The organism is Curtobacterium sp. P97, from assembly GCF_023712445.1.
Lineage (GTDB): Bacteria > Actinomycetota > Actinomycetes > Actinomycetales > Microbacteriaceae > Curtobacterium.
The window spans coordinates 154,898-177,943 of sequence record NZ_JAMAYF010000001.1 but is presented as its reverse complement, the minus strand read 5'-3'; the positions used below and the strand labels follow the sequence as shown (position 1 = coordinate 177,943).

Below are 23,046 nucleotides of genomic sequence, written 5' to 3'. Positions count from 1 at the left end.
GGCGCCGCCACGCGCCTCCAGACCGGCCCGTGGCGCGGAATGCGCGCACGCCGGCGACGGTTGTCACCCCCATGAGCGACGCCACCGTGCACCTGTCCGTCCTCGACCTGGCCACCCGCGAGTACGGCCAGTCGAACACCGAGGCCCTGCAGGGGTCGATCGACATGGCGGTGCACGCCGAGCAGCTCGGCTACGAGCGTGTCTGGGTCGCCGAGCACCACGGCATGCCGGGCATCACCTCGTCCGCGCCCGCCGTGCTGCTCAGTGCCGTCGGCGCCGCGACGTCACGCATCCGGATCGGTTCCGGCGGGGTGATGCTCCCGAACCACGCGCCGCTCGTGATCGCCGAGCAGTTCGGCACGTTGCGCGCACTGTACGGCGACCGCGTCGACCTCGGCATCGGGCGCGCCCCGGGGACCGACGGCGCGACGGCGATGGCGCTGCGCCGCACCGACCGGCTCGACGTCGACGACTTCCCCCAGCAGCTCGCCGACCTGATCGGCTTCTTCACCGGCATGGACGCGTCGAACCCGCTGTCGCGCATCCGTGCGGTCCCGGGCTACGGCGACGTGCCGGAGTTCTGGCTGCTCGGTTCCTCGGGCTACAGCGCGCAGGTCGCCGGCGCGCTCGGGGTGTCGTTCGCCTTCGCGCACCACTTCGCGTCGGACGACACCGAGGCGGCGCTCGCGCTGTACCGCGACTCGTTCCGCCCGTCGCGCTTCCGGCAGACCCCGAACGCCCTCATCGGTGTGCAGGTCGTCACCGACGAGGACCCTGCGATCGTCGAGGAGCAGAGCGCTCCGGGGATGATCTCGTTCATCCGGATGCGACAGGGCGCCAAGCCCGAACCGGTGTCGATGGACGAGGCCCGCGCGTACGAGTTCTCGGACCTCGAGCGCCGGTTCATCGCCGCGCGGACGGAGCGGCAGGCCTACGGTGACCGCGAGCACGTCGCCACGAAGATCAACGAGCTCGTCGCGTCCACCGGTGCCGACGGGGTGATCGTCGCGCCCGGTGCCGCCCAGGCGCGCTACCGGCACCAGGCGCTCGACGTGGTGGCGTCCCTGCAGGCCGAGGGCCGCCTGGTGCCGGCGGGGGCGACGGTCTAGCGGACGGGCGCCCACTGCGGGCGTCCGGCCGTGGGAGCCGTCAGGCCAGCAGCCCGAGGCGCGTCGCGGCGGTGATCGCGGCGACGCGCGTCCCGACGTCGAGCTTCCGGTAGACGTTGTAGACGTGCCGTTTCACCGTGCCGACGGCGAGCCCGAGTTCGGTGGCGATCTCGGCGTTGGACCGCGCATCGGCGACGAGACGGAGCACCTCGAGCTCGCGGTCGCTGAGCGGTGAGCCGGCGCGGGCGTCGGTGACCAGGTCGACCGGGAACGTCACGGGACCCGCACCCCTGCGGGTCGCTCGGACGATCCGGTCGACGAGCTCCCGGCTCGGGGTGTCCTTCGTCACGAGGTCCACGGCTCCGGCGTCGAGCAGCGCGCGGCGGAGGACGGCGTCACGGTGCATCGTCAGGACGACGACGCCGATGTGCGGGTGTCGGCGGCGGACGGTGGCGATGGTGGTCCGCGCCGGTGGCCCGTCGAGCTCGACGTCGAGCAGGAGCACGTCGATCGCGGCCGCCTCGGGGGACTCCAGCACGTCGGACGGGCGCTCCCCGTGGGCGACGACCCGGATCGTCGGGACCGCTGCCAGGATCGTGGCGAGCCCCTCGCGGAAGAGTCGGTGGTCGTCGACGATCGCGACGTGGGTGACGGCGGTCACATGGCTCCCCTCGGGACGGTCAGCCGGACGACGGTGCCCGAGCCCGGGGCGCTCTCGACGTCCAGTCGGGCGCCGAGCACACCGGCCCGCTCACGCATGGTGCGCTGCCCGAGGCGGCCCTCGGCGACGGCGTCGGGAGCGAACCCGGGGCCGTCGTCCCGCACCGTCACGACCACCGTCCCCGGCGACCACGCGAACTCGACGGACGCCGCGGACCCGGGCGCGTGCTTCCGCCGGTTGGTCAGCGCTTCGAGGAGGATCGTCAGCGCCTCCTCGGCCTTCCAGTTCGGCAGGGTGCCGGCGACGCCCGTCGTCGTGATCACCAGGCGGTCGTCCCCCGGGAACAGGTCGTCCACGTGCCGCCGCAGGGCGTCGTCCAGCCGGTCCTGGCCGACCCTGGCGTGCAGGGAGAGCGCGAGGTCCTGCACGTCGGTCAGCGCCCCTCGGAGCAGCCGCGCCGCGGACTCGAGCTGCGCGGTCCGCTCCGCCTCCGCGGGATCGGTGAGCAGCACCAGGTCGAGGCGCTGCAGTCCCGCGAGCACCCCGTGTGCGACACGGTCGTGCAGGTCGCGGGCGATCTGCTCCCGCGAGTCGAGGTTCGTCGAGGTCACCCGTTGCCGGAGTGCCTCCGTGTACGCGATCGCCCCTGCGGGGAACCGACTCCAGACGCCCGCGTGCAGTGCCCGGGTGGCGCGGAGGACCTCGTCCGTGGTGCGCGCTCCGACCTCGTCGACGAAGACCGGCAGGTAGGCGTCGAACAGCATCTCGGCCGCCAGCATGGCGCCGGCGGGGTGCTGTGCACGCTCGGCGTGCAGGACGCCGGTCGCGAGGTGCTCGGGGTCGAGGTACCGGTCGCTCACGACGCTCGCGGCCCCGTCGCCGGTCGCGTAACGCTCGTGGGCCTCGCTGATCATGGACGTCACGTTGTCCAGGAGGCTCTGCGCGAGGACCGGGTCGTCGGCGAGCTCGGGGAAGTGCGCGCCGATCTCCGCGAGGACGGTGGCGAGCGGGGCGGGGATCGTCATGACGGTTGCGAGCGTAGCGGCCCCGGTCTCGTCGACGTGCTCGACGGCCGGGCGTTGTGTCGTCGGACACAGGCGGGGAGGAGCGTCCCGGGAAAGCAACAGGGCCCCGATCCGAGTGGATCAGGGCCCTGCTGTTCTACTGTCTCAACACAGTGTCGGGGTGACAGGATTTGAACCTGCGACCTCCTCGTCCCGAACGAGGCGCGCTACCAAGCTGCGCCACACCCCGCGGTGTGGTTGCTCCGAACCGGAGCGACCAGGAAAGTCTACCGGACGTTCGAGGGTGCTCACGACCATTCGCGGTACACCCGGGCGCGTCGCGGCCGCTCGGGTCAGGAGGTCTTCGCGGTGAGGGTCACGACCACGGCCTCGGGGCGGCAGGAGAACCGCACCGGAGCGTAGATCGACGTGCCGATGCCCGCCGAGACCTCGAGCCACGACCAGTGCCCACGGTGCTGCCACCGGTGCAGACCGCTGACGTACTGCCGGGGCAGGTCGGAGTTCGTGACGAGTGCACCGACCCCGGGCACCTGCACCTGACCACCGTGCGTGTGCCCGGCGAAGACGATGTCCGCACCCTGGTCGACGAAGGCGTCGAGGACGCGCCGGTACGGGGCGTGGGTGATGCCGATCGCGACGGGGGAGGGGCCGTCCTCGTCCTCGGTCCACGGCACGGCGCTGCGCATCTCGTCGACGTTGGTCGGCAGCAGGTCGAGGCGGTCCCAGTCGCGGTGGGCGTCCGAGGTGCCGAACAGTTCGAAGCGCGACCCGCGGAGCTCGATCGCGTGGGCCTGGTCGTTGACGTCGAGCCACCCGAGCGACTCGAAGAACGCGGTCTGCCGGTCGATGTCGAGCTCGACCGGACGGCGACCGGTGGGGTGGCTGCTCGGGCCGGTGAAGTACTTGAACGGGTTCCGTGGGGAGGGGCCGTAGAAGTCGTTCGAGCCGTGCGCGAAGGCGCCCGGGACACCGCGGAACGGCTCGAGTGCGTACTCGACCGCGGTGTTGGCCGTGGGGTGCCCGAGGTTGTCGCCCGTGTTCACGACGAAGTCGGGCTCGACCAGGCTCAGGTCGCGGAGCCACTGCTGCTTGTCGGCCTGCCAGGGCGCCATGTGGATGTCGGAGAGGTGCAGGACGGTGACGTCCCGGGACCCCGGCGGCAGCACCGGGACCGTCTCCCAGCGGATGCCGAAGCGGCGACGTTCGACGAGGGAACCCCACGCCGCCGTCGCCGCTCCGACGGCCGCGCCCGCTGCGATCACTCCCAGCGCGGCGCGACCGCGACTCACTTGCAGTCCTTCGGTGCCTTGCCGTCCTTGTTGCCGAACAGCTGCAGGGTGACGGTCGCGTCCTTCCCGACCGCGGTGCCCTCGCCCGGGTCGACCGCCGCGACGGTGCACTTGTTGCCGTCGTCGCCCTTCGCGTACTCGCCGGACAGGGCGACCTTCGTGAAGCCGGACTCCTGCAGGACGTTGCGGGCATCCCCGACGCTCTTGCCGGTGACCTGGGGCACCGTCGTCTGGCTGCCGTCGGTCGTGTACACGGTCACGCTGGATCCGGTCGACAGGAGCGACCCCGGACCCGGAGAGGTCGACGAGACCGTGCCCGGCGTGCCACCGCCCGGCTGCGCGCCGCCGTCCACGTAGGTGAAGCCGGCCCCGGCGAGCGTCGCGCGGGCCGCGTCCGCGGTCTTGCCACGGACGTCCGGCACGTTGACGCTGTTCCCACGCAGCGCCGTCTGCGACGGCGTCGGGAACGGGTCGGCCGGGTGCAGCTGGTTGATCGGCATCATCGCCTGCTGCCACACGTGCGCACGCTGCGACGCGTACGAGCCGTAGCCACCCGGGCTGTAGTAGTGACGCAGGTTGTTCTTCGCGCCGTCGGTGTTGCCCTGCCAGTAGGCGGTCGCGACCTTCGAGCTCGCGCCGACGAGCCAGATCTGGTCGGCGTCGTCGGTGGTACCCGTCTTCGCGAACAGCTGCGTGCCGTCCGGGGTCTGGGCGCCCTGGGCGGTGCCGTACTGGATCGTGCCACGCATCGCGAACGCAGCGGTCGCGGCGACGCTCGGGTCGAGCACCTGCTTGCACTGCTTCGGCTGGCCGCCGAGCTCCTTGCCGGAGGCGTCGGTGACCTGGTCGATCGCGATCGGGGCGCAGTAGGTCCCGCCGTTGGCGATGGTCGCGTAGGCCGAAGCCATCGTCAGCGGGGCGATGTTGTTGGTCCCGAGGATGGACGACGGGTACGCGTTCAGCTCCGTCTTCTCGTCGGCGGAGTGCACACCGAGGTCCTGGGCCGTCTGCCGGATGTCGCACAGGTCGAGCTTCGCGGCCATCGACGCGAACGCGGCGTTCACGGACAGGGCGGTCGCACGGGCGACGGTGAACTGGCCCCGCTCACCCGCAGAGTCGTTCTTCGGAGCCCACGGGGACGTGATCGTCGAGCCGCACTGCGTCCACTGGGACGTGTTGTGCGGGGTGCCGTTGACGCTCTCGTTCAGGCCGTGCCCGGCCTTGAGCCAGTCGAGCAGCGTGAACACCTTGTAGGTCGAGCCGACCTGGAAGCCGATCGAACCGCCGTACTCCTTGTCGACGCTGTAGTTGATCGACGTCGCCGTCGGCGGGGACTGCAGGGACTGGTCGTAGTCCTTGTTCTGCGCCATCGTGAGGATGCGGCCCGTCGATGCCTCGACCGAGTTGAGCGCGCTGCCGAGCTGCAGCCGCGACTCGGTGTTCGGGTCGTAGGTGTTCAGCAGGTCCTTCTGCTGCCCGTTCAGGTTGATGTCGAGCGACGTCTGGATCTTGTACCCGCCGTTGCGCCACGCCTGGTCGCGCTCCTTCTGGGTCCCGCCCAGCTGCGACATCTGCTTGACGACCTTGACCGCGTAGTCGCAGAAGAACTGCGCTCCGTTGCCGGCCGCCGACTGGCAGCCCTGGTTCGGCTCGGTCAGGTGCACGTAGTCCGCGGGGTTCGAGGCGATCGCCTGGTCGAACTCGTCCTTGGTCAGGTGCTTCTGCGCGTACATCGACTTGAGGATGACGTCGCGGCGAGCCTTGTTCGCCTCGTAGTTCTTCTCGTTCGCCAGGTTGCGCGTGTTCGGGGACTGCACGATCGCGAGGATCGAGGCCGCCTCGGCCGGCGTGAGGTCGGTCGCCGACTTGTTGAAGTAGTGCTGTGCGGCGGCCTGCACGCCGTACGTCTGGTCGCCGAAGTAGGCGATGTTGAGGTACCCGGTCAGGATCTCCTTGTGCGAGTACTTCTTCGCCAGGCCGATGGCGAGCTTCATCTCCTCGAGCTTGCGGGGGATGGTCTGCTCGACGGCGTCGTTGTACGCCTTCTGGCGCTCTTCCTCGGACGGGAGCTCGAGGGCCTGCTGCATCTTGATGTTGCGGACGAGCTGCATCGTCAGGGTCGAGCCACCGCCGGACTCGCCGAGGCCGCCGGCGATGCTGCCGACGCCGGCGCGGACGAGCGAGGTCATGTCGACGCCACCGTGGTCCCAGAAGCGCTTGTCCTCGCCGTCGATCGCGGCGTTCTTCAGCTGGTCGCTGATCTGGTCGTACTTGAGCTCCTCGCGGTTCTGGTCGTAGACCGTCGCGAGCTTGACCGGTTGCCCGTTCGCGTAGGCGTAGATCTCGTTGCGCTGCGGGAGGTCACCGATCTCGATGTACTCCGGCAGGGACTCGAACACGCCGATGGTCGAGGTCGTCGTGACGCCGGCGACGGCGATCGCCGGGGTGACCCCGATCGTGACCAGCAGACCAGCGAGCGCACTGAAACCGACGAAACCGACGAAGGCGCCGATCGCGGAGACGGGCTTGGTCCGCGAGGCAGACTTCTGGGCAGACATAGGATGCAGCCTAAACGACGCCCACGACTGAAAGGCTGGCAAGGAACCGCATGACTCAGTGGGAGTACTTCACCGCTCCGTTGTTCATCCACAACACGGCCGCGATCCTCAACAACTTCGGTTCCGAGGGGTGGGAGCTGGTCCAGGTCGTCAGCGGCCCCGAGGGCGGGCTCGTCGCCTACCTGAAGCGCCCGAAGGCCGGCGCGTGAGCACCGCCGACCGCCTGGCGGAACTCGGCCTGACGATCCCGGAGGTGGCTGCGCCCGTCGCCGCCTACGTGCCGGCCGTCCTCACCGGGCAGTACGTGTACACGGCCGGGCAGCTGCCCTTCGTCGACGGGGCGTTGTCGGTCACGGGCAAGGTCGGTGCCGCGGTCGACGCGGACACCGCCACCGCCCAGGCGCGCGTGGCCGCGCTCAACGCCCTCGCCGCAGTGCAGTCGGTCGCGGGCTCGCTGGACCGGGTCGCCCGGGTCGTCAAGGTGACGGTGTTCGTCGCGTCGGACCCGTCCTTCACCGGGCAGCCCGCGGTCGCCAACGGCGCGTCGACGCTCGTCGGCGAGGTGTTCGGGGACGCCGGCGTCCACGCGCGCAGCGCGGTGGGCGTGGCCGTGCTCCCGCTGGACGCACCGGTCGAGGTCGAGCTGGTGGTGGAACTCACCGACTGACCGACCGTCAGCGACGCAGCTGACGCGAGCCGCGCCTCCAGACCGGTCGGGAGGCGCGGCTCGCGTCGTTCCGGCTACATGAGCTCTGCGATGGTCGCCATGATCGTCGGGTCGGCGAGCGTCGTCGTGTCGCCGATGCGACGGCCCTCGGCCGCGTCGCGCAGCAGGCGACGCATGATCTTGCCCGAGCGGGTCTTCGGCAGCTCCGGGACCACGACGACCTGCCGGGGCTTCGCGATCGCACCGATGCGCTTGCCGACCCAGTCGCGGAGTTCCTTCGCGACCGCGTCGCGGTCGGCACCCTCGGCCGCCTCGGCGGTCAGGATGACGAACGCGACGACGGCCTGGCCGGTCGTCTCGTCCGCGGCACCGACGACGGCGGCCTCGGCGACGCCCTCGTGCCCGACCAGGGCCGACTCGATCTCGGCGGTGGAGAGCCGGTGGCCGGAGACGTTCATGACGTCGTCGACGCGACCCTGCACCCAGATGTCGCCCTGCCCGTCCAGCCGCGCGCCGTCGCCGGCGAAGTAGCGGCCGGGGAAGCGGCTCCAGTAGGTCTCGACGAAGCGGTCGGGATCGTTCCAGATGCCACGGGCCATCGACGGCCACGGCTCCGTGATCGTCAGGTAGCCGCTCTCGCCGGGGTCGGCGCGGTGGCCCTCCTCGTCGACGATCTCGGCGACGATGCCCGGCAGCGGGGTCTGTGCGGCTCCGGGCTTCAGCTTCGTCACGCCGGGCAGCGCCGAGATCATGATCGCGCCGGTCTCGGTCTGCCACCAGGTGTCGACGATCGGCGTCCGGTCGTGGCCGATGACCTGCCGGTACCACTGCCACGCCTCGGGGTTGATCGGCTCGCCGACGCTGCCGAGCAGGCGGAGGGACTCGAGGCTCCGCGCCTCGGGGATCTGCCGGCCGGCCTTCATCGCGGCGCGGACGGCGGTCGGCGCGGTGTAGAGGACGGTGACGCCGTAGCTGTCGACGATGTCCCACCAGCGGCCGGGCTGCGGCTCGTCCGGGGTGCCCTCGTAGAGCACCTGCGTGACGCCGTTCGCGAGCGGGCCGTAGACGACGTAGGAGTGCCCGGTGATCCAGCCGATGTCGGCGGTGCACCAGTAGACGTCCTTCTCCGGGTGCATGTCGAAGACGTTCCGGTGCGTGTAGGCGGCCTGTGTCAGGTAGCCGCCGGAGGTGTGCACGATCCCCTTCGGCTTCCCGGTGGTGCCCGAGGTGTAGAGCACGAACAGGGGCGTCTCGGCGGGGAACGCCCGCGCCTCGTGCTCGGGGGCTGCCTTCGCGAGCTCGTCGTGCCACCACAGGTCGCGGTCGTTCCAGGCGATGTCGTTGCCGCCGCGCCTGACCACGAGCACGTGCTCGACGGAGTCGGTGCCCTCGCCGGCCAGTGCCTCGTCCACCGCGGGCTTCAGCGGGGAGACCGCGCCGCGCCGCCAGCCCCCGTCGGCGGTGACGACGAGCTTCGCGCCGGCGTCCTCGATGCGGGCGCGCAGGCTCTCGGCGCTGAAGCCGCCGAAGACGACCGAGTGGACGGCGCCGATCCGGGCGACGGCGAGCATCGTGACGACCGCCTCCGGGATCAGCGGCATGTAGACGACCACGCGGTCGCCCTGCGCGACGCCGAGGTCGGTGAGCATGTTCGCGGCGCGTTGCACCTCGGCGGTGAGTTCCGCGTAGGTGATCCGACGCGTGTCGCCGGGTGCACCCTCGAAGTGGATCGCGACCCGGTCGCCGTTGCCCGCGCGGACGTGCCGGTCGAGACAGTTCTCGGCCACGTTGAGGGTGCCGTCGTCGAACCACTTCGCGAACGGCGCGCCCGACCAGTCGAGTGTCCGGGTGAACGGTGTGCGCCAGTCGAGCAGGGTCCGGGCCTGGTCCGCCCAGAACGCCTCGCGGTCGGCGGCGGCCGCCTCGTGCAGGTCCTCCCGCGCGACGGCGTCCGCGACGAAGTCCGCCGGCGGAGCGAAGGTCGGGCCGTCCTCGTGGCGTTCGTCGGCCTGGGTCGGTGTGGACATCGGTGTCCTCTCGCATCGTTGCGGCTGGGGTGCAGTCGGAGACTACCCCCGGTGCGGGACCGTGCTGCGGGGCCCCGCGGACATTCCGGCCGAGGGGTTGCCGAGCACGGGTCGTCATGGGGTACAGTGGTTCCTGCCGGACTCGTTTCCGGTGGCACCGGGCCGGATTCCCCCCAATCCACCGATGTCAAGGCGGCACCGGTTCCCCCCAACAGGTGCCGCCTCTTCTTTTTCCCCGACGCCTGTTGCGCAGCGTGTCCGGGTGGCACGGCTCGATCGGCGTCCTGGTGCCGAAGAGTGGACAGACTTGTCCACGTCCTCGTTGCAGGGCCGCTCGCGACGGCGTCCGCTCGGAGGGTGCCCGGGCGACCGGCCGCCCGGCCCGGTGCCGTCGGTTCCGCACGGTCGCCTGCGGACACCGAACGGGGTACGGCTTTGCGTAACGGGGTACAACACGGCACCTCGAGGGTGTCGAGCGGGAGCCGTCCACACGACATACCGATTCCTGACGTGGCCGCCGCCGACCGACCTAGCGTCGACCGCATGCACCGCCACCGAGCCGACGCCCCCGGGGCCGATCACGACGCCACCGGTCCCGGTGTCCCTGCTGAGCCGGGCGGCGTGCCGTTCCTGCCGGGCGCCGCGCGTGCTCGGCGGCGCAGGACCCTCGATCCGTCGGTGTTCGAGGAACTCGCGGCCCTGGTCGCGGACGCGGAGACGACCGACGTGCTCGTCGTCGGCGGGCAGGGCACCTGGATCGACCGGGGTCGCGGCCTCGAACGCGTCCGCCCCGAGCTCCCGGAGCGGCGTGCGCGAGCGCTCGCCGCCGAGCTCGTCGCCCTCGGCGGCCGCCACGTCGACGAGACCACGCCGTGCGCCGACGTGCGGCACGGCGACGGGGTGCGCGTGCACGTCGTCCTCGCGCCGGTGTCCGTCGGCGGCACCGCGCTGTCCGTCCGGCTGCCGCGGCCGGAGCGCCCGACGCTCGCCGGCCTGGAACGCCTCGGTGCCTTCCGGGTCGTCCCCCGGGCCGTGCTCGAGGACGCGGTCGCCCGGAGGCGCAACGTCCTGGTCACGGGCGCCACCGGCAGCGGGAAGACGACCGTGCTCGCGGCGATGCTCGGCGCGGTGCCGCACGACGAGCGGATCGTCACGGTCGAGGACACCGCGGAGCTCCGGGTCGAGCACCCGCACGTCGTCACGCTCGAGGCGAGACAGGCGACCGCCGAGGGCACCGGTGCGCTCGGGCTCGACCGGCTCGTGCGCGAGGCACTCCGGATGCGCCCGGACCGGTTGGTGGTGGGGGAGTGCCGGGGTGCCGAGGTCCGTGAGCTCCTCGGGGCCCTGAACACCGGGCACGACGGCGGGGCCGGCACCCTGCACGCGAACGGTCTGGCCGACGTCGGAGCGCGGCTCGAGGCCCTCGGGGCACTGGCCGGTCTCGGCCCGCAGGCACTCGCGCGACAGGTCGTCAGCGCGGTCGACCTCGTCGTGCACGTCGAGCGGCGGTCGTCGTGGCGGGGGATCACGGCGGTCGGGACGTGCGGGATCGACCGCGACGGGCGGCTCGAGGTCCGCCCGGTCGGACGCGCCGGCCCGTGAGTCGCCGCCACGGTCGGGTCGGTCCGGACGCAGCTGGAGCCGCGCGCGTGCTGGACCGGGTCGCGGTGCTCGTCGGTGCGGGGGTGCCACCACCGCGGGCCTGGGCCCTCCTGGGTGGCGTGCCCGAGGCCGACGCTCCCGCCTGGCAGGACGTCCGCCTCGTCCTGCAGGTGGCGGAGCGGACCGGGGCGCCCTCTGCCGGTGCCCTGCGCGCCCTCGCCGCGGCGATGCGCCGGACAGCCGCGTCCGACCGTGCCGTCCGGGTCGCCCTGTCGGGACCGCGCACGAGTGCTCGGGTCGTGCTGGCGCTGCCGCTCCTCGGGCTCGGACTCGGTTCGGTGTGGGGCGCGGACGCGTTCGTCGTGCTCCTCACCCGGCCGGTCGGGTGGATCTGCTGCGCAGCGGCGGCAGGACTCGTGCTCGTCGGGCAGCGCTGGACCCGACGGCTGGTCGACGCCGTGACGCCGGACGGGCACGTGCCGGGCATCCTGCTCGACGCGTGGGCGGTGGCGCTGACCGGTGGTGGGTCGTGGCAGTCGGCGGAAGCAGCCGTGCGTGGAGCCCTCGGAGCAACCGCCGGTGACGGGGTCGAGGCGGCGCGACTGCACGAGGTGCTGGTCCTGAGTCGTCGCGCCGGGGTGCCCGCCGCGGAGCTGCTGCGCGCCGCTGCCGAGGACGCCCGGGACGACGCCGCTGCGGCGGGCCTCGCTGCGGCGGAGCGACTGGCCGTCCGGCTCGTGCTGCCGCTCGGCGTGTGCGTCCTGCCGGCGTTCGTCCTGGTGGGCGTCGTGCCGGTCGTGGTCGGGGTCCTCTCCTCCACCGTCGGCGGTCTCCGCTGAACCGTCCACAGACCGACCCGCCGAGCGTCGGACGGTGCCCCCGGTGGGCGACCGTGGGACCACCACAGAGAGAGGGGAACACCATGACCGACTCGACACCTCCGCAGCCGACACGGGTCCCGGCGCCGGCGCCGTCACCGGGACACACGGCGGGCGTCGCCCGAGGGTGGGCCGCGAGCGTGCACGTCCCCGCTCGTCCCGGTGCCGGACGTCGTCGGTGCCGCCCCGGGGACGACCGCGGGTCGGCCACCGCCGAGTACGCCGTCGTCATCCTCGCCGCGGTCGCGTTCGCCGGTGTGCTCGTCGCCGTGATGCGCTCGGGCGAGGTCCAGCAGATCCTGACCGACCTCGTCCGCGGGGCACTGGTCCCGTGACCGGGCTCCGTCCGTCCGCGTCCGACCGCGGCAGTGTGACCGTGGAGTTCGCCGTCGGGCTCCCGGTCGTCGCCCTCGTCCTGGTCTCCCTGGTCGCCGGCGTGGTCCTGGTCGACCGTGCCGGACGGCTCGGGTCGGTCGCCGGCACGGCGGCACGGGCGCTCGGGCGCGACGACGAGCGGACGGCCGCCGCGGCACTCGCCGCCGTGCCCGGTGCCACCTCACGGGTCCGCCACGAGGACGGTCTGGTGTGCGTCGACGTGCAGGGGCCCCCGGCCGGTCCCTTCGCGGTCCTGCCGCTCCGCGCGACCGGCTGCGCGGCAGGAGGGGGCGGATGACGCGGCCGTCGGGACCCGACCGGCGCGTGCGGCCGACCGGGACCGTCGCGGTCCGCAGGGCGCAGGACCGCGGTTCGGTGACCGTCGCCCTCGTCGCCGTGCTGGCGCTCGCGCTGCTCGTCGGCTCCGCGGCGCTCGCCGGTGCTCGGACGCGCGTGCTGCTCGAACGGACGCGCACCGCCGCCGACGCCGCAGTGCTCGCCGCCGCTGCGGTGCTCGTGCACCGTCTTCCCGGCGCCCCCTGCGCCGTCGCCGGACGCGTGGCACGCGCCAACGGTGCCGCACTCGACGCCTGCGCCACCGCGGGCTCCGCCGCCCGGGTCCGGACGGTGGCGGGCTCCGGACCGTTCGCCGTGAGCGCAGTGGCCGTCGCCGGGCCGCCACGCGGGCTGCCCGACCAGTGTGTGTATGGTGTGCACGTCGGCCCCCGGTCACCGTTGTCCCGGTCGACCCGGACACCGTTGCGGTCCTGGGCCGGCGCGCACCATCGATCAAGGAGTCACGTGCCAGGCACGAAGAAGCTCGTGATCGTCGAGAGCCCTGCGAAGGCGAAGACGATCGCGCAATACCTCGGCGACGGATACGAGGTCCAGGCGTCCGTCGGACACATCCGCGACCTCGTCGAGCCCAAGAACCTGCCGGCTGAGCTCAAGAAGGGCTCCCTCGGGAAGTTCTCGGTCGACGTCGACAACGGCTTCGAGCCCTACTACGTCGTCTCCGACGCGAAGAAGAAGACCGTCACGGAGTTGAAGCGCGCCCTGAAGGACGCCGACGAGCTCTTCCTCGCAACAGATGAGGACCGCGAGGGCGAGGCGATCGCGTGGCACCTCCTGCAGGTGCTCAAGCCGAAGGTGCCGGTCAAGCGCATGGTGTTCCACGAGATCACCAAGGAGGCCATCCAGCGTGCGAAGGAGGCCACCCGTGAGCTCGACACCGCCCTGGTCGACGCGCAGGAGACCCGCCGCATCCTCGACCGTCTCTACGGGTACGAGGTCTCGCCGGTGCTGTGGCGCAAGGTCGGCCCCGGGCTGTCCGCCGGTCGTGTGCAGTCGGCGGCGACGCGACTCGTCGTCGACCGGGAGCGCGAGCGCCTGGCGTTCGTGTCGGCGAACTACTGGGACCTGACGGCTCGGTTCGAGAAGGTCGGCGACACCGCCTTCACGGCGCGCCTCGCCCGACTGCAGGGCACCCGTGTCGCCTCGGGTCGCGACTTCGACGACCGCGGCGCGCTCAAGGGCGAGGCCGTCCGCCTGGACGAGGCCTCGGCCGCGGCGCTCACCACCGTGCTCGAGCGGGCCGGCGACGCCGTCGTCCGCAGCGTCGAGTCGAAGCCGTACACCCGTCGGCCCGCCGCACCGTTCACGACGTCGACCCTGCAGCAGGAGGCGGCTCGCAAGCTCCGCTTCTCCGCTCGGCAGACGATGAGCGTCGCGCAGTCGCTGTACGAGAACGGCCACATCACCTACATGCGTACGGACTCCTCGTCGCTGTCGCAGCAGGCGATCACCGCCGCGCGCAAGCAGGCCTCGGCGCTGTACGGGCCGGAGACGATCCCCGACAAGCCACGCAGCTACGCCGGCAAGAGCAAGAACGCGCAGGAGGCCCACGAGGCCATCCGCCCCGCCGGCGACACGTTCCGCACCCCGTCCGAGATGAACGGCGTGCTGCGGGGCAACGACTGGAAGCTCTACGACCTCATCTGGAAGCGGACGGTCGCCTCGCAGATGGCCGACGCCAAGGGCTCGACCGCGTCGGTCGTCCTCGGCATCACGTCGACCGACAGCGTCGCAGGGGTCGCCTCGACGGCGAACGGGACGGACGCCGAGTTCACCGCGTCGGGCACCGTGATCACCTTCCGCGGCTTCCTCAACGCCTACGAGGAAGGCCGCGACGAGGAGCGCCACGGCGGGGGCGAGAACGGCGATGCCAAGCTCCCACAGATGGCCGAGGGCGACCACCTCGGCGTCACCGAGGTCGAGGCCAAGGGCCACGACACGTCGGCTCCGCCGCGTTACACCGAGGCGAGCCTGGTGAAGACGCTCGAGGAACTCGGCATCGGTCGTCCGTCGACCTACGCCGCCATCATCTCGACGATCATGGACCGCGGGTACGTCACGCAGCGCGGGAGTGCCCTCGTCCCGAACTGGATCGCGTTCAGCGTGGTCCGGCTCCTCGAGGACCACTTCGGCGACCTCGTGCAGTACGACTTCACCGCCGGCATGGAAGAGGACCTCGACCGCATCGCGAGCGGCGACGCCGACCGCACCGACTGGCTCAAGGGCTTCTACTTCGGCGGCGACGACCACCGCGGGCTCCGGACCGTCATCGACAACCTGGGCGAGATCGACGCGCGCGACATCAACTCCGTCGAGCTCGCGCCGGGTCTGACCCTGCGGATCGGGCGGTACGGCCCCTACATCGAGGTGCCGAGCGACGACCCCGAGAAGCCCCGTCGCGTCAACGTGCCCGAGGACCTGGCGCCCGACGAGCTGACGACCGACAAGGCCCGCGAGCTCGTCGAGGCACCCGTCGTGGGCGACCGCGTGGTGGGCATCAACCCCGAGACGGGCAAGGAGGTCCTGGCGAAGGACGGTCGCTTCGGGCCGTACGTCACCGAGCGCACCCCCGAGCCCGAACCGACCGTCGACCCGTCGACGGGCGAGGTCACCGAGCCGGCCGCCGATGCAGCACCCGCAGCCGCGGACCAGGCGACCACCACCGCGAAGGGCGCGAAGGCCCCCGCGAAGAAGACGACGAAGAAGGCCGCGGCGCCGAAGGAACGCACCGCGTCGCTCTTCAAGTCGATGGACCCGCAGACCGTGGACCTCGAGACCGCGCTCAAGCTCCTCGACCTGCCCCGCGTCGTCGGCAAGGACCCGGAGTCCGGCGACGACATCACGGCGCAGAACGGTCGTTACGGCCCGTACATCAAGAAGGGCACGGACACCCGCACGCTGCCGAGCGAGGACGCGATCTTCGAGATCGACCTGCCCGGTGCGGTGGAGCTCTTCGCGCAGCCCAAGTACGGCGGCCGACGCGCTGCCACGGCCGCGCTCAAGGAGTTCGAGGCGGACCCCGTGTCCGGGAAGCCCATCAAGGTGAAGGACGGCCGCTTCGGTCCGTACGTCACCGACGGTGAGACGAACGCGACGATCCCGCGCGGCGAGGACGTCGAGACCGTCGACCACGCCCGTGCCGTGCAGCTGCTCGCGGACAAGCGTGCCAAGGGGCCGGTGAAGAAGAAGGCGCCGGCGCGGAAGACCGCGGCCAAGAAGAAGTGACCGGGCGCTTCATCACGCTCGAGGGCGGCGACGGCGCGGGCAAGACCACCCAGGCCGAGCTCCTCAGCAGATGGCTCGAGGAGCACGGTCGGACGGTCGTCCGCACGCGCGAACCCGGCGGCACGGAGCTCGGGCAGCGCATCCGCGAGATGGTGCTGCACGAGCGCGGGCACGTCTCGGCGCGCGCCGAGGCCCTCCTCTACGCCGCGGACCGGGCGCACCACGTCGAGACGGTCGTCCGCCCCGCGCTCGCCCGGGGGGAGGTCGTCCTGCAGGACCGGTACATCGACTCGTCGGTGGCGTACCAGGGCGTTGCACGGGGTCTGGGTGCCGAGCGCATCCGCTCGGTGTCCGACTGGGCGGCCGACGGCCTGCTCCCGGACCTGACGGTGCTGCTCGACCTCGACGTCACGGTCGGGCGGAGCCGGGTCGCGGCAGCTCGGGGCGACGTCTTCGACCGCCTGGAGTCCGAGGCGGCGTCGTTCCACGAGACCGTCCGACGGGCCTTCCTGGACGCTGCCGATGCGGAGCCGGAACGCTTCCTCGTCGTGGACGCCGGGCAGCCTGCCGACACGGTCCACCGCGCGGTCCGCGCCGCGGTCGGTGCCGTCGTCGGGATCGCGGACGAGGACGGTCCGGCGTGACGGTGGCTGCTGACAGGATGTCCTCGTGAGCGTGTGGGACGGCCTGACCGGACAGGACGACGCCGTCGCGGCCCTGCGCAGTGCGGCCGAGGCTCCCGACGGGACCAGTGGCATGACCCACTCGTGGTTGATCACCGGGCCGCCCGGGTCCGGCCGGTCGAACGTCGCCACCGCCTTCGCTGCCGCCCTGGTCGGTGCCGGAGCGGACGACGACCACGCCCTGCGGCAGATCACCGCGCGCACGCACCCCGACGTGTCGGTGCTCACCACACAACGCGTCATCATCACGATCGACGAGATCCGTCAGCTGGTGACGTCGTCGTACTACTCGCCCTCGGTCGGTCGGTACCGCGTGGTGATCATCGAGGACGCCGACCGCATGACGGAGCGCACCTCCAACCTGCTGCTCAAGGCACTCGAGGAGCCGCCGGAGCGGACGGTGTGGATCCTGTGCGCGCCGAGCGAGGCGGACCTGCTACCGACGATCCGGTCCCGCGTGCGCTCGGTGCGGCTCCGGGTGCCCGACGTCGCGTCCGTCGCGGAGCTCATCGTGGCCCGGACCGGGGTCGACCGGGCCCTCGCGACCGATGCCGCGCGGCAGGCGCAGAGCCACATCGGGATGGCGCAGCGACTGGCGACGAGCGAGGACGCCCGCACACGCCGACGCCGGACACTCGAGACCGTGCTCGGGGTGCGCTCGGTCGGCGACGCCGTGATGGCCGCCGCCGAGCTCCTGGCGGTCGCCGACGAGGACGCCAAGGCGATCACGCAGCAGCGGGACGGCGAGGAGCGGGACGCAGCCCTGCGGTCACTCGGCGTGGAGCCGGGCGGCACGGTGCCACCGGCGCTGCGGTCGCAGCTGCGGGCGCTGGAGGAGGACCAGAAGCGCCGGGCGACCCGCAGCCTGCGCGACGGACTCGACCGGATCCTCGTCGACGTCTCGTCGCTGTACCGCGACCTGCTCCTGCTCGGCCTCGGTGCGCCGGCAGAGCCGGTGAACCTGTCGATGCGCGACCAGCTGGACCGGGCGCTCGAGGTGGTGCCGCCGTCCGCGGCGCTCGAGGTGCTCGACGCGGTGTCGCTCGCCCGCTCGCGGATCGCGGCGAACGTCGCGGCACTGCTCGCGCTCGAGGCGCTGCTCGTGACCGTGGCCCGCGCGACCCGCTGACCCGCGTGGCCCGCTGACCCGCGCGACCCGCTGGCCCGCGCCACCCTGACCCGTGCGGCCCGCGCCACCCTGACCCGCGCGGCCCGGACCGCCGTGACACCGGACCCCTGGCGACCGGGGTCGCGGGGCGGGCGTGCGCCGAGCCTCCCGGCCGGTCAGCCTCCACCCACCGGACCCTGCGCGACCCCGCAGCCGATCGCCCCGACCACCGTGAGAAGATCGCGACATGCCCGAAGCCGCACCCGGACTGCGTGAGCGCAAGCGCCGCGCCACCCGTCTCGCGATCCAGCAGGCCGCCCTGCGGATCGCACTCGACTCCGGCTGGCCCGCCGTCACCGTCGACGAGATCGCCCGACGAGCGGACGTGTCCCCGCGGACGTTCTTCAACTACTTCCCGAGCAAGGAACAGGCGCTCCTCGGGGACGACCCGACGCTGCCGACGGGACCGGCGCTCGACACCTTCCGCGCCGGGGGACCGAGCGGCGAGCTCCTGTCCGACCTCGGCACCCTGCTCGTGCACGCGACGGGCGAGCTGGTGGAAGAACGCGGGCTGCTCGCGGAACGGCAGCAGGTGCTCCGCGCCGCTCCGGAGCTGTTCACGCGGCGGATGGCCTCGATGAAGGAGTTCCAGGCCGAGATCGAGGAGGCCGTGGCGGGGCGGCTCGCGGACACGGAACCCGACCTGGCGTCGGACCCAGACGCGCTGCGGCGCCGCGCCCGGCTCGCGTCGGTGGTGGCGCTGGCAGCGCTCCGACACGCCTGGTGGGAGTGGTCCGACGGGGCCACCGAGACGCAGCTGACCGAGGAGCTCCAGCGGTCGTTCGACGAGCTCGGCGCGCTCGTTTCGCGTTCGCTCGTCTGAACCTGTATAGTCATTGCTCGTGCCGCTCCGGGAACGGAGCGTCCGCCGCCTTAGCTCAGTCGGCAGAGCGATTCACTCGTAATGAATAGGTCGTCGGTTCGATTCCGACAGGCGGCTCGACACCGGAACCCCCGGTCGGACACTGTCCGACCGGGGGTTCCGTCGTTGTCGGGCCGCTCGGCTAGGGCAGGTAGTAGGTCGGGTTCGGCAGCTTGACGCTCCGGTCCGACGATCCGCCGAGCAGGTCGCTGTACTGGTCGCCGAGGTTCGCGACCACGTCGTACCCGCCGCCGGCGGGGGACTCGATGTGCGCCCGGGTCTGCGCCTTGTACTCGACGGTCGTGCACTTCGCGGCGGCGCAGGTCACGTACGACGGCTGCTGGGAGCTGCCGGTGCCGGTCCACTTCGTGTAGTAGGTCCGGTTCCCGTCGGTGGTCGCGGCGAACTGCGGGTAGCCGACGGCGTGCAGGTTCGCGATGGTGGCGTCCTGCTGCGCCTCGTTCCGACCGGTCACGCCGATGACGGTGCAGCCCGCCTGCTGCGCGGCGGCGACGAGCGTCGGCATGCCCGGCGTCGCGGGGAAGCGCTGGTCCTGCACCCACTCGTCCTGCAGTGCGGGGTCGAACACGAAGTGCATCGCGGCGACCTCCATGTCGTAGGTCCACAGCGTCGTGTCGTCGGCGTCCAGGACGATCGCCGGGTTGCGGTGCTGCTGCCGGGCGACGGCGCACTGCCGGGCGATCGCGGGGGCCTGCCGTGACACGAGCCGGGCCGTCTCGCGGACGTAGGGGGAGTCGGTGCGGTTCGCGAGTCCGGTGCCGGGGTCGCCGTAGTAGGTGGCGATGGTCTTCTTGACGGAGTCGATGTTCGGGATGCCCTCGCCGCCCTGCGTGGCGCCGGAGGAGCCGTCGGCGGCCATCGTGAAGTGGGTCCTCGGGGCGAGGCGGGGTTCGCGGACGCCGGGCAGGTCCGCCGAGGGCAGGGAGTACGTGGGGTTCGGCAGCTTCAGCGTCCGGTCGGCGTACCCGCCCTGCAGGTCGCTCCACTGGTCACCGACGTTCAGTGCGATGTCGTAGCCGAGGTCCTGCTCGATGTGCTTCCGGGTGAGTGCCTTGTACTCGACGGTGGTGCACTTCGCGGCTGCGCAGGTGATCCAGGACGGCTGCTGGGACGCGCCGGTCCCCGTCCACTTCGTGAAGAAGTGGTCCTCGGAGAAGGCCGTGTAGCCGACCTTCGCCAGGTTCTGCACGGTCGCCGTCTTCTGGTCGTCGGTGCGGCCGGTCAGGCCGAACACGGTGAAGCCCATCGCCTGCGCGCGGTTCACGAAGCCGACCATGGACGGGGTCGCGGGGAAGCGCTGGTCCTGCACCCACTCGTCCTGGCGCGCGGGGTCGAAGACGAAGTGCATGTCCGCGACCTCCATGTCGTAGGTCCACAGCGTGGTGTCGTCGGCGTCGAGGACGATCGCCGGGCGCTGCCCGTGCCGGACGGCGCGGTCGTGGATGCGGCGGAGCTGGCGCGTCTCGCGGTCGACGATCGACCGCACCTCGCGGACGTAGGGGGAGTCGGTTCGGTTCGCGAGTCCGGTGCCGGGGTCGCCGTAGTAGGTGGCGATGGTCTTCTTGACGGAGTCGATGTTCGGGATGCCCTCGCCGCCCTCGGTGGCGCCGGAGGAGCCGTCCGCGGCCATCGTGAAGTGCGTCCTCGGGGCGAGCGAGGAGTCGGGGCCGTGAGCGGGCGGCGTCCAGCCGTGCGCGTCGGCCGGCGCCGCGGTGAGGACGGTGGACACGACGAGGAGTGCCGCGCTCGTGGCGACGGCGGTGCGGAGGGATCGGCGCATGGAGACCTGCTGACCTTCGAGTCGGGGACCGCCCCCGATCGGGGGACAGCAGCACGCTAGTTGTCGGTCAGCCGAGTGGTCCATGTGGGTCCGTACAGGTGCCCGCCGCGTCGTCGCCCGGCGACCGGCTGGTAGACAGGTGCCATGACGGTTCGCTGGGGAGTCATCGGTACGGGCGGCATCGCCCACTCGTTCGTGGCGGACTGCACCGCCGCGGGGATCGACTTCGTCGCGGTGGGGAGCCGCACGCGCGAGTCCGCCGAAGCCTTCGCCGCCGAGCACGGCATCGCCCGCGCGCACGGCTCCTACGCAGACCTGGTCGCCGACCCGGACGTCGACGCCGTCTACGTCGCCACACCGCACTCGCGTCACGCCGAGGACGCCCTGCTCGCGATCGACGCCGGCAAGCACGTCCTGGTCGAGAAGGCGTTCACCATCACCGCGGCCGAGGCGCGTCGGGTGGTCGACGCCGCCCGCCGCGCCGACGTCGCCGTGACCGAGGCGATGTGGACCCGCTTCCTGCCGCAGATGCGGATGATCCGCGAGCTCGTGGCCGAGGGGCGCATCGGACGCCCGCGTCTGGTCGAGGCCACCCACCACCAGGCCCTGCCCAGCGATCCCCGCCACCGGCTGAACGACCCGGCGCTCGGCGGCGGCGCGATCCTCGACCTCGGCGTGTACCCGATCTCGTTCGCGGTGGACGTGCTCGGTGTGCCGACCGCGGTCACGGCCGCGGGCACGCTGAGCGACCAGGGCGTCGACACCCAGATGGGCCTGGTGCTCACCCACGAGGGCGGTGCCCAGTCGATGATCCACTTCAGCCTGGACCTGCGGAGCCCGAACACCGCGTCGATCATCGGCGAGGACGGGCGCATCGACCTCGACGACACCTGGTACACGCCCACCACGTGGCGGCTCCGTGACCGCGACGGCACGGTCCTCGAGGAGTTCGACTCGCGCGAGGAGCTCGCCGGCTACGCCCACGAGGCGCGTGCGTTCGAGGCGATGGTCACCTCCGGGACGCACGAGGGCGGCCCGATGGACCCCGAGGAGACGATCGCGATCACGGCCGTCATGGACGAGGCCCGTCGGCAGGTGGGCGTCCGCTACGCGGCCGACGACGACGGATCGGACGCGCCGTCGGCCGACTGACGTCCGCCGGCGGGTGCGCCGGTGACCGATCCGGTCTGGAGGCTCCTCCCGCGGTTCCGTAGGATCGGTCGCGATGTCCGACCAGCAGCCCACGTCGAAGTCCGTCCCGGCACGCCTCCGCGGCGCCGTCGGGTCCCTGCGCCGCTCCGCGGCTCGCCGACCGGTCCCGTGGATCGCCGGTGGTCTCGTCGGTGTCCTCCTGCTGGGCTCGGGCGCCTCGGTCGCCGTGGCTGCCGCGACGATGCCGTCCCGCCCGTCCGCGGCGACGCGGTCGGCCGCCGCGACGACCGCGCCGTCGGACACGCCCCGGAGCTCCGCGACACCGAGTGCGACGCCGACGGACGAGTCCCGCTCGGTGCCGGACGACGCCGCCGGCCCGTCGGCCCTGCGGACCTGCACGATCGACGCCGCGGCCTCGGCAGCCGGCCTCGGGTCCTTCGAGGGCTTCGTCATGGACGCGGAGTCCGGGGAGACGCTGTTCTCGCGGAACGGGGAGGAGGCGGCACAGACCGGCAGCGTGATGAAGACGCTGACGAGCGCCACGGCCCTCGCGGTCCTCGGCGGCGACCACCGCATCCCGACCACGGTGACGAAGGAGGCCGACGGCACCGTCGCGCTCGTCGGTCACGGCGATGCGACGCTCTCGGCCGGCAACGGCACGGTGTACCCGGGCGCGCCGACCCTCGCGCAGCTCGCACAGCAGGTGAAGGCGGCCCTCGGTGACGCCCCGGTGACGACGATCGTCGCCGACGACAGCTACTGGGACGACGCCGACGCGTGGGACCCGACCTGGCCGGAGAGCGAGCGCACCATCGGGTACCAGCCCCGGGTCACCGCGCTCATGGTCGACGGCGACCGGGCGAACCCGGCCGCTGCGACCTCGCCCCGCTCCACCGACCCGGTCGGTCGCGCCGGAGCAGCCTTCCGCACGGCACTGGCGAACGCGGGCGTCGCAGGAGCCGGGAACGCGCAGGTGGTGCAGCGCGCGACCACGAGCACGGACCAGATCGCCTCGGTCTCCTCGCAGCCGGTGTCGACGTTGATCGGGCAGATGATCCCGAACTCCGACAACACCCTGGCCGAGATGCTGGCGCGCGTCTCGTCGAAGGAGTCCGGTGCAGGCGGGTCGGCGGCGTCGCTGACCGGCGTCTACCAGGAGGCACTCGCCGGCTACGGCGTCGATCCCGCGGGCATCACGATCAAGGACGGCTCGGGGGAGAGCGCGGCGAACGCGGTGTCGCCGTCCTTCGTCGCCCACCTCATGGTCGCGGTCGCCGCGGGGGATAAGGGCCTCGGCGTGCTGTCCGGGGCGCTCCCCGTCGCCGGCGTGTCCGGCACCCTGTCGAGCCGGTTCACGGGGGAGAACGCGGTGGCGCGCGGCAAGGTGCACGCGAAGACCGGGTGGATCGACAGCGCGAACACGCTCGGCGGGTACATCGACGCGGCGGACGGCCGACGCCTCACCTTCGCGTTCTACGCGATCGGGTCTCCGCGTGCCGCGGCACTGCCGGCGCTCGACGCCGTCACCGCGGCGACGTACCGGTGCGGTGGGAGCCTGACCTCGTCCTGACGTCCACGCAGCCGCAGGGTGCCGGGTGCAGGATGGGTAC

At 72.3% G+C, this 23,046-nt stretch carries 19 protein-coding genes and 2 tRNA genes; 14 read left to right on the top strand and 7 right to left on the bottom strand.

The window, feature by feature from the left end:
• Window positions 1–71 precede the first annotated feature (71 nt).
• Complete coding sequence (locus M3677_RS00800; RefSeq protein WP_251159560.1) at window positions 72–1,109, top strand: LLM class flavin-dependent oxidoreductase; 1,038 nt, start codon at window positions 72–74, stop codon at window positions 1,107–1,109.
• A gap of 40 nt (window positions 1,110–1,149) precedes the next feature.
• Here M3677_RS00800 and M3677_RS18270 read toward each other — a convergent pair whose 3' ends face one another.
• The 5 genes from M3677_RS18270 to M3677_RS00775 all read right to left on the bottom strand — a co-directional run bounded on the left by M3677_RS18270 (window position 1,150) and on the right by M3677_RS00775 (window position 6,642).
• Window positions 1,150–1,770, bottom strand: coding sequence for a response regulator transcription factor (locus M3677_RS18270; RefSeq protein ID WP_251159559.1), 621 nt, complete (start codon window positions 1,768–1,770; stop codon window positions 1,150–1,152).
• Window positions 1,767–2,795 carry a sensor histidine kinase gene (locus M3677_RS00790; protein ID WP_251154642.1) on the bottom strand — a complete coding sequence of 343 codons (1,029 nt, stop codon included), beginning with the start codon at window positions 2,793–2,795 and terminating at the stop codon, window positions 1,767–1,769. The genes M3677_RS18270 and M3677_RS00790 overlap by 4 nt, the downstream gene beginning before the upstream one ends.
• A 155-nt stretch (window positions 2,796–2,950) precedes the next feature.
• A tRNA-Pro gene (locus tag M3677_RS00785) sits at window positions 2,951–3,024 on the bottom strand.
• A gap of 103 nt (window positions 3,025–3,127) precedes the next feature.
• Window positions 3,128–4,084 carry a metallophosphoesterase gene (locus M3677_RS00780; protein ID WP_209685098.1) on the bottom strand — a complete coding sequence of 319 codons (957 nt, stop codon included), beginning with the start codon at window positions 4,082–4,084 and terminating at the stop codon, window positions 3,128–3,130.
• On the bottom strand, window positions 4,081–6,642 hold the full coding sequence (locus tag M3677_RS00775) for a transglycosylase domain-containing protein (protein WP_251159558.1): 2,562 nt from the start codon (window positions 6,640–6,642) through the stop codon (window positions 4,081–4,083). Before M3677_RS00775 ends, M3677_RS00780 begins: the two co-directional genes overlap by 4 nt.
• A 50-nt stretch (window positions 6,643–6,692) precedes the next feature.
• On the opposite strand from M3677_RS00775, the gene M3677_RS00770 reads away from it, so the two are divergent.
• On the top strand, window positions 6,693–6,851 hold the full coding sequence (locus tag M3677_RS00770) for a DUF4177 domain-containing protein (protein ID WP_251159557.1): 159 nt from the start codon (window positions 6,693–6,695) through the stop codon (window positions 6,849–6,851).
• A complete protein-coding gene (locus M3677_RS00765) occupies window positions 6,848–7,309 on the top strand; it encodes a RidA family protein (RefSeq protein ID WP_066655154.1) in 462 nt (153 codons plus the stop codon). The genes M3677_RS00770 and M3677_RS00765 overlap by 4 nt, the downstream gene beginning before the upstream one ends.
• Window positions 7,310–7,383: 74 nt before the next feature.
• On the opposite strand, the gene acs is transcribed toward M3677_RS00765, so the two are convergent.
• A complete protein-coding gene (gene acs / locus M3677_RS00760; protein WP_209685101.1) occupies window positions 7,384–9,336 on the bottom strand; it encodes an acetate--CoA ligase in 1,953 nt (650 codons plus the stop codon).
• 543 nt (window positions 9,337–9,879) lie between these two features.
• On the opposite strand from acs, the gene M3677_RS00755 reads away from it, so the two are divergent.
• From M3677_RS00755 to M3677_RS00715, 9 genes are all read left to right on the top strand, one after another.
• Entirely contained in the window at window positions 9,880–10,938 is a 1,059-nt protein-coding gene (locus M3677_RS00755) for a CpaF family protein (protein WP_209685102.1), read from the top strand.
• Complete coding sequence (locus M3677_RS00750; RefSeq protein ID WP_251159556.1) at window positions 10,935–11,777, top strand: hypothetical protein; 843 nt, start codon at window positions 10,935–10,937, stop codon at window positions 11,775–11,777. Before M3677_RS00755 ends, M3677_RS00750 begins: the two co-directional genes overlap by 4 nt.
• Before the next feature lie 83 nt (window positions 11,778–11,860).
• Entirely contained in the window at window positions 11,861–12,151 is a 291-nt protein-coding gene (locus M3677_RS00745; RefSeq protein WP_285844373.1) for a DUF4244 domain-containing protein, read from the top strand.
• Window positions 12,148–12,489: a hypothetical protein gene (locus M3677_RS00740; RefSeq protein ID WP_251159555.1), complete on the top strand. Its 342-nt coding sequence runs from the start codon at window positions 12,148–12,150 to the stop codon at window positions 12,487–12,489. Before M3677_RS00745 ends, M3677_RS00740 begins: the two co-directional genes overlap by 4 nt.
• Before the next feature lie 503 nt (window positions 12,490–12,992).
• A complete protein-coding gene (gene topA, locus M3677_RS00735) occupies window positions 12,993–15,770 on the top strand; it encodes a type I DNA topoisomerase (RefSeq protein ID WP_209685275.1) in 2,778 nt (925 codons plus the stop codon).
• Window positions 15,767–16,414 carry a dTMP kinase gene (gene tmk / locus M3677_RS00730; RefSeq protein ID WP_066655139.1) on the top strand — a complete coding sequence of 216 codons (648 nt, stop codon included), beginning with the start codon at window positions 15,767–15,769 and terminating at the stop codon, window positions 16,412–16,414. Before topA ends, tmk begins: the two co-directional genes overlap by 4 nt.
• 25 nt (window positions 16,415–16,439) lie before the next feature.
• A complete protein-coding gene (locus tag M3677_RS00725; RefSeq protein WP_251159554.1) occupies window positions 16,440–17,582 on the top strand; it encodes a DNA polymerase III subunit delta' in 1,143 nt (380 codons plus the stop codon).
• 226 nt (window positions 17,583–17,808) lie between these two features.
• Window positions 17,809–18,444 carry a TetR/AcrR family transcriptional regulator gene (locus M3677_RS00720; RefSeq protein ID WP_066655137.1) on the top strand — a complete coding sequence of 212 codons (636 nt, stop codon included), beginning with the start codon at window positions 17,809–17,811 and terminating at the stop codon, window positions 18,442–18,444.
• 44 nt (window positions 18,445–18,488) lie between these two features.
• Window positions 18,489–18,561, top strand: a tRNA-Thr gene (locus M3677_RS00715).
• 64 nt (window positions 18,562–18,625) lie between these two features.
• Here M3677_RS00715 and M3677_RS00710 read toward each other — a convergent pair.
• A complete protein-coding gene (locus M3677_RS00710; protein ID WP_251159553.1) occupies window positions 18,626–20,284 on the bottom strand; it encodes an HAD family acid phosphatase in 1,659 nt (552 codons plus the stop codon).
• Between the two features lie 144 nt (window positions 20,285–20,428).
• Here M3677_RS00710 and M3677_RS00705 point away from each other — a divergent pair, with 144 nt between their 5' ends.
• Both M3677_RS00705 and dacB read left to right on the top strand, forming a co-directional pair.
• Entirely contained in the window at window positions 20,429–21,436 is a 1,008-nt protein-coding gene (locus M3677_RS00705) for a Gfo/Idh/MocA family protein (protein WP_251159552.1), read from the top strand.
• Between the two features lie 73 nt (window positions 21,437–21,509).
• A complete protein-coding gene (gene dacB, locus M3677_RS00700) occupies window positions 21,510–23,006 on the top strand; it encodes a D-alanyl-D-alanine carboxypeptidase/D-alanyl-D-alanine-endopeptidase (protein ID WP_245172195.1) in 1,497 nt (498 codons plus the stop codon).
• Window positions 23,007–23,046 lie beyond the last annotated feature (40 nt).

What these genes read in the sequence shown, in the direction of transcription:
- M3677_RS00800 (WP_251159560.1), top strand. Translation starts at nt 72, where the DNA reads ATGAGCGACGCCACCGTGCACCTGTCCGTCCTCGACCTGGCCACCCGC.
- M3677_RS00790 (WP_251154642.1), bottom strand. Translation starts at nt 2,795, where the DNA reads ATGACGATCCCCGCCCCGCTCGCCACCGTCCTCGCGGAGATCGGCGCG.
- M3677_RS00775 (WP_251159558.1), bottom strand. Translation starts at nt 6,642, where the DNA reads ATGTCTGCCCAGAAGTCTGCCTCGCGGACCAAGCCCGTCTCCGCGATC.
- M3677_RS00770 (WP_251159557.1), top strand. Translation starts at nt 6,693, where the DNA reads ATGACTCAGTGGGAGTACTTCACCGCTCCGTTGTTCATCCACAACACG.
- acs (WP_209685101.1), bottom strand. Translation starts at nt 9,336, where the DNA reads ATGTCCACACCGACCCAGGCCGACGAACGCCACGAGGACGGCCCGACC.
- M3677_RS00755 (WP_209685102.1), top strand. Translation starts at nt 9,880, where the DNA reads ATGCACCGCCACCGAGCCGACGCCCCCGGGGCCGATCACGACGCCACC.
- M3677_RS00745 (WP_285844373.1), top strand. Translation starts at nt 11,861, where the DNA reads ATGACCGACTCGACACCTCCGCAGCCGACACGGGTCCCGGCGCCGGCG.
- M3677_RS00720 (WP_066655137.1), top strand. Translation starts at nt 17,809, where the DNA reads ATGCCCGAAGCCGCACCCGGACTGCGTGAGCGCAAGCGCCGCGCCACC.
- M3677_RS00710 (WP_251159553.1), bottom strand. Translation starts at nt 20,284, where the DNA reads ATGCGCCGATCCCTCCGCACCGCCGTCGCCACGAGCGCGGCACTCCTC.
- M3677_RS00705 (WP_251159552.1), top strand. Translation starts at nt 20,429, where the DNA reads ATGACGGTTCGCTGGGGAGTCATCGGTACGGGCGGCATCGCCCACTCG.
- dacB (WP_245172195.1), top strand. Translation starts at nt 21,510, where the DNA reads ATGTCCGACCAGCAGCCCACGTCGAAGTCCGTCCCGGCACGCCTCCGC.